We start from the raw sequence: 5,869 nt of genomic DNA on the forward strand, positions 1-5,869 counted from the left end.
CCAGCAGATTTCCTCAAAGCGTGGGGGGTAGTTAAAAAAGTTGTGACCTTCCTTGTGCGGGTCGGGCCGCGGGCGCCCGGGTCGAGGTGGTTGAACGAGATGGTGTGGCCAAGATCGCAGTGGGTCGCCGGCCGACTGCATCCCGGGAAACGGCAGGTCGGGTCTCGGCACCGGATCGCCCGGCCAGCGCCAGCGACGGTTGGTAGCGCAGCGCGACCGCTGAATCGACGGCGTCGTCCAGAATCCGTTGTGCCGCAGCCGCCGCCGGCTCACGCGCCCGACGGCTACCAGATGCCGATCAGGAGGGCGGCAGCTTTCTGCCCGTCGGTCCACGGCAGTTTACCGTGCCCGTGGATCGAGGGCGACCATCATCTGCCCGGCGCGCAGACGATCACCGCCGGCAAGATCGACTGCGGGCGCCCGAATTGGGTGTGGACGGAACGGACCGCGGCTAAACCACCCAGATCGCCTGCGCGGCAGGGCTGCCCAGGTCGACCAGCGTCTCGTCGCCGTCGGCGGGCAGCATCGCCACCGACATGATCCCGGCGAACTCCCGGCGGGTCCGCACCCGCAGCCGGGAGTCCAGGCTGATCCCCACGCCGTCGAAGTAACGCAGCATCTCCGGGTCGGCGTCGGAGATGCGGGCGACGGTCACCGTGTCGCCGTCGCGGCACGCCCACAGCTGGCGAGCCGGCGGGGACGGCACCTGCCCGTCCAGCGCCGGGATCGGATCGCCGTGCGGGTCGCGCCGCGGCGACCCCAGCTTGGCGTCGATGCGGTCCATCAACCGATCGGAGACCGCGTGCTCGAGCACCTCGGCCTCGTCGTGCACCTCGTCCCAGCCGTAGCCGAGCTCCTGGACCAGGAACGTCTCCAGCAGCCGGTGCCGGCGCACCATCGCCAGCGCCGCCTGCCTGCCGTGGGCGGTCAGCGTTACCGCACCGTACTTCTCGTGGTCGACCAGGCCCTGTTCGGCGAGTTTTCGAATGGACTCCGACGCGGTGCTGGCCGACACGCCGATCTTCTCGGCCAGCATCTTGGTGCTCACCCGCTCCGGCGACCATTCCTGAGCGGTCCAGATGACCTTCAGATAGTCCTGCGCGACCGTGCTCAGGCCGCCGGATTCCTGCTGGGGGCTCACGAAACGACAGTTTAGGCTGGCGATCGTGCAGCGATGGCGTGGCCAGGGCGAGATCCCCACGGACTGGGGTCGGTGCGTGCTCACCATCGGGGTCTTCGACGGGGTGCACCGCGGCCACGCGACGCTGATCGAGCGTGCGGTGCGCTCCGGTCGGATTCACCGGGTGCCGACGGTGCTGATGACCTTCGACCCGCACCCGATGGAGGTGGTGTACCCGGGCAGCCACCCGGCGCAGCTGACGACGCTGACTCGCCGCGCCGAGCTGGTCGAGCGGGCCGGGATCGACGTCTTCCTGGTCATCCCGTTCACCCACGACTTCATGCGGCTCACCCCGGACCGCTACATCCACGAACTGCTGGTCGAGCACCTGCACGTGGTTGAGGTGGTGGTGGGTGAGAACTTCACCTTCGGCCGGAAGGCGGCCGGCACCGTCGACACCCTGCGCCGGGCCGGTGATCAGTTCGGCTTCGCGGTGGAGTCGGTCTCGCTGGTCTCCGAACATCACGACAGCCAGTCCATCACCTTCTCGTCGACCTACATCCGGTCCTGCGTCGACGCCGGTGACATGGTCGCGGCGGCCGAGGTGCTCGGCCGGCCGCACCGGGTGGAGGGGGTGGTGGTGCGCGGCGAGGGCCGGGGCAAGGTGCTGGGCTTCCCGACCGCCAACGTGGCGCCGCCGATGCACGCGGCGATCCCCGCCGACGGGGTGTACGCCGCGTGGTTCACCGTGCTCGGGTCGGGTTCGGGCCCCGGAACGCTGGCGCCGGGCCAACGGTACCCCGCGGCGGTCTCGATCGGCACCAACCCGACGTTCTCCGGCCGCACCCGCACCGTCGAGGCGTTCGTCCTGGACGCCAGCGTCGACCTGTACGGCCAGCACGTGGCCGTCGATTTCGTCGACCGGATCCGCGGCCAGCACACGTTCGCCTCCGCCGACGACCTGGTCACCGCGATGAACGACGACGTCGATCGGACCCGGGCGTTGCTGGGCGCCGACTGACGATTGGGTGGACCCGTCCGGCGCTGCTAGGCTGGCTGCCCGGCGCGTGCTGCAGTTCGCGGTGGCCGCCCGTTATCCGATGTTCGCGGACCGATTGATGGAGATGCTGGCGTGGCACTGACGGCCGAGCAGAAAAAAGAGATCCTGAGCAGCTACGGGCTGCACGAGACCGACACCGGTTCGCCGGAGGCGCAGGTCGCGATGTTGACGAAACGGATCACCGACCTCACCGAGCATCTCAAGGTGCACAAGCACGACCACCACTCGCGGCGTGGGCTGCTGCTGCTGGTCGGCCGGCGCCGGCGGCTGCTGAAGTACCTGGCCCAGGTCGACGTAGCCCGCTACCGCTCGCTGATCGAGCGGCTCGGCCTGCGCCGCTGACCGCGTGGGCGTGCATCGCCCGGGCGGGAGCGCGGCGCCGTGGGTAGCGCCGCTGACCTGGCGCGGCCGGTCGGCCCGGTGGGCGGGGCCGTGTACAGTAAGAACGTTCTGGGCGGTATTCGGCCCGGACAACGGTGCGGTTCGCGCAGCTTCGCGTGCTCCGCTCCGGTGCGTCACGACGGGACACCTTCCCGGACCAGCCAGACCTGAGTCGGGCGGTCTTCGGTAGTGGCAGCCGGGTCTGATCGGATGGATCCGGCCGCTTCGATCGACGGCCGTAGCCGCATCCAGGTTCTCGCTGGTCGCCCGTGACGGCGCGAAACAGCTGAATGAACCCAGAGAGGCTGCGCGGACGTCCATGTCTGTAGCTGAAATTGAAGAGGGCGTGTTCGAGTCGACCGCCACCATCGACAACGGGAGCTTCGGCACCCGGACCATCCGTTTCGAGACCGGCCGACTGGCCCAGCAGGCCGCCGGCTCCGTCGTCGCCTACCTGGACGACGAGACCATGCTGCTGTCGGCGACCACCGCCAGCAAGGCGCCGAAGGAGCACTTCGACTTCTTCCCGCTCACCGTCGACGTGGAAGAGCGGATGTACGCCGCCGGCCGGATTCCCGGCTCGTTCTTCCGGCGTGAGGGCCGACCGTCCACCGACGCGATCCTGACCTGCCGGCTCACCGACCGCCCGCTGCGCCCGTCGTTCGTCGACGGCCTGCGCAACGAGGTCCAGGTGGTGGTGACGGTGCTGAGCCTGGATCCCAACGACCTGTACGACGTGGTGGCGATCAACGCCGCGTCGGCCTCCACCCAGCTGGCCGGGCTGCCGTTCTCCGGCCCGGTCGGCGCGGCGCGGGTGGCGCTGATCGACGGCACCTGGGTGGCGTTCCCGACCGTCGAGCAACTGGAGCGGGCGGTCTTCGACATGGTGCTGGCCGGCCGGATCGTCGGCTCCGCCGACGGAGACACAGACGTCGCGATCATGATGGTCGAAGCCGAGGCCACCGAGAACGTGGTCGAGCTGATCGACGGCGGCGCCCAGGCGCCGACGGAGACCGTGGTGGCCGAAGGCCTGGAGGCCGCCAAGCCGTTCATCGCCGTGCTGTGCAAAGCCCAGCAGGAGCTGGCCGACGCCACCGGAAGGTCGGGGAAACCGGGGCACGAGTACCCCGTCTTCCCCGCCTACGGCGACGACGTGTACTACGCGGTGGCCTCGGTGGCCACCGACGAACTGGCCAAGGCGCTGACCATCGCCGGCAAGGCCGAGCGCGACGAGCGCACCGACGAGATCAAGGCGGAAGTATTGGAGCGGCTCACTGGCGCCTCAGGAACCTACGAGGGCCGTGAGAAGGAGATCGGCGCGGCCTACCGCAGCCTGACGAAGAAGCTGGTCCGGCAGCGCATCCTGACCGACCACTTCCGCATCGACGGCCGCGGCGTCACCGACATCCGGGCGCTGAGCGCCGAGGTCGCGGTGGTGCCCCGGGCGCACGGCAGCGCGCTGTTCGAGCGCGGCGAGACCCAGATCCTCGGGGTGACCACCCTGGATATGGTCAAGATGGCCCAGCAGATCGACTCGCTCGGGCCGGAGAAGACCAAGCGCTACATGCATCACTACAACTTCCCGCCGTACTCCACCGGTGAGACCGGCCGGGTCGGCTCGCCGAAGCGCCGGGAGATCGGCCACGGCGCGCTCGCCGAGCGGGCGCTCGTTCCGGTGCTGCCCAGCGTCGAGGAGTTCCCGTACGCCATCCGCCAGGTGTCGGAGGCGCTGGGCTCCAACGGCTCCACGTCGATGGGCTCGGTCTGCGCCTCCACGCTGGCGCTGCTCAATGCCGGGGTCCCGCTGAAGGCGCCGGTGGCCGGCATCGCGATGGGCCTGGTCTCCGACGACATTGAAGTTGAAGCGGTTGATGGCACAAAATCGACCGAGCGCCGGTTCGTCGCCCTCACCGACATCCTCGGCGCCGAGGACGCCTTCGGCGACATGGACTTCAAGGTCGCCGGCACCAAGGAATTCGTCACCGCGCTGCAGCTGGACACCAAGCTGGACGGGATCCCGTCCACGGTGCTGGCCGGTGCTCTCGCCCAGGCCAAAGACGCCCGGCTGACCATCCTGGAGGTGATGGCCGAGGCGATCAGCGAACCCGATGAGATGAGCCCGTACGCGCCCCGGGTCACCACCATCCGGGTGCCGGTGGACAAGATCGGCGAGGTGATCGGGCCGAAGGGCAAGATCATCAACGCGATCACCGAGGAGACCGGCGCCCAGATCTCCATCGAGGACGACGGCACCGTCTTCGTCGGCGCCACCGACGGCCCGTCCGCGCAGGCCGCGATCGACAAGATCAACGCGATCGCCAACCCGCAGCTGCCCAAGGTCGGCGAGCGGTTCCTGGGCACCGTGGTCAAGACCACCGACTTCGGCGCGTTCGTCTCGCTGCTGCCGGGCCGCGACGGCCTGGTGCACATCTCCAAGCTGGGCCGCGGCAAGCGGATCGCCAAGGTCGAGGACGTGGTGAAGGTCGGCGACAAGCTGCGGGTGGAGATCGCCGACATCGACAACCGCGGAAAGATCTCGCTGATCCCGGTCGACGAGGATTCAGCCGACGCAGCGAAACCAGCCGACGCCGGCGCACCATCAACCGATGCCGCGGCCGCCGGCAGCTGACCCGCATCTCTCCCGGATCCGCCGCAGCACGCTGCCCGGCGGGTTGCGGGTGGTCACCGAGTACCTGCCCGCGTCGCGTTCGGCGTCGGTGGGGGTGTGGGTCGGTGTCGGGTCGCGCGACGAGGGCCGTAGCGTCGCCGGCGCGGCGCACTTCCTGGAGCACCTGCTGTTCAAGGCCACCCCGACCCGCACCGCGACCGGGATGGCGCAGGCGATGGACGCCGTCGGCGGTGAGCTGAACGCGTTCACCGGTAAGGAGCACACCTGCTACTACGCGCACGTGCTGGACACCGATCTGGAGCTGGCCGTCGACGTGGTCAGCGACGTCGTCCTGAACGGCAGCTGCGCCGTCGACGACGTGGAGCTGGAACGCGACGTGGTGCTCGAGGAGATCGCGATGCGCGACGACGACCCCGAGGACGCCCTGGGCGACGTGTTTTTGTCGACGCTGTTCGGTGCCCATCCGCTCGGCCGGCCGGTGATCGGCACCGTGGCGTCGGTGTCGGCGATGACCCGGGCGCAGCTGCGCTCGTTCCACCTGCGCCGGTACACCCCGGAGCGGATGGTGGTCGCGGTGGCCGGCAACGTCGACCACGACGCGGTGCTGGCGCTGGCGCGGCGGCACTTCGGCCCGCGACTGGTCCGCGGCCGGCGTCCGTCGGCGCCGCGCAAGGGCGCC

5 protein-coding genes are annotated in these 5,869 nt (G+C 69.7%); 4 read left to right on the plus strand and 1 reads right to left on the minus strand.

The window, feature by feature from the left end:
* Positions 1-451 precede the first annotated feature (451 nt).
* Complete coding sequence (mntR, locus tag AC2VNT_RS07925) at positions 452-1,141, minus strand: manganese-binding transcriptional regulator MntR (protein ID WP_486946332.1); 690 nt, start codon at positions 1,139-1,141, stop codon at positions 452-454.
* A 25-nt stretch (positions 1,142-1,166) separates the two neighbouring features.
* Between mntR and AC2VNT_RS07930 the strand changes: the two genes are divergently transcribed.
* The 4 genes from AC2VNT_RS07930 to AC2VNT_RS07945 all read left to right on the plus strand — a co-directional run.
* The gene (locus AC2VNT_RS07930) at positions 1,167-2,141 is read left to right on the plus strand and encodes a bifunctional riboflavin kinase/FAD synthetase (RefSeq protein ID WP_486946333.1); all 975 of its coding nucleotides are present in this window, start codon (positions 1,167-1,169) and stop codon (positions 2,139-2,141) included.
* A 111-nt stretch (positions 2,142-2,252) separates the two neighbouring features.
* On the plus strand, positions 2,253-2,522 hold the full coding sequence (rpsO, locus tag AC2VNT_RS07935; RefSeq protein WP_486946334.1) for a 30S ribosomal protein S15: 270 nt from the start codon (positions 2,253-2,255) through the stop codon (positions 2,520-2,522).
* Between the two features lie 358 nt (positions 2,523-2,880).
* Complete coding sequence (locus AC2VNT_RS07940; protein ID WP_486946335.1) at positions 2,881-5,190, plus strand: polyribonucleotide nucleotidyltransferase; 2,310 nt, start codon at positions 2,881-2,883, stop codon at positions 5,188-5,190.
* Positions 5,168-5,869 (plus strand): M16 family metallopeptidase (locus AC2VNT_RS07945; RefSeq protein ID WP_486946336.1); only part of this gene is annotated, 702 nt, incomplete at its 3' end. The genes AC2VNT_RS07940 and AC2VNT_RS07945, both read left to right, overlap by 23 nt.

It is taken from the genome of Mycobacterium sp. TH-M15 (assembly GCF_057473705.1).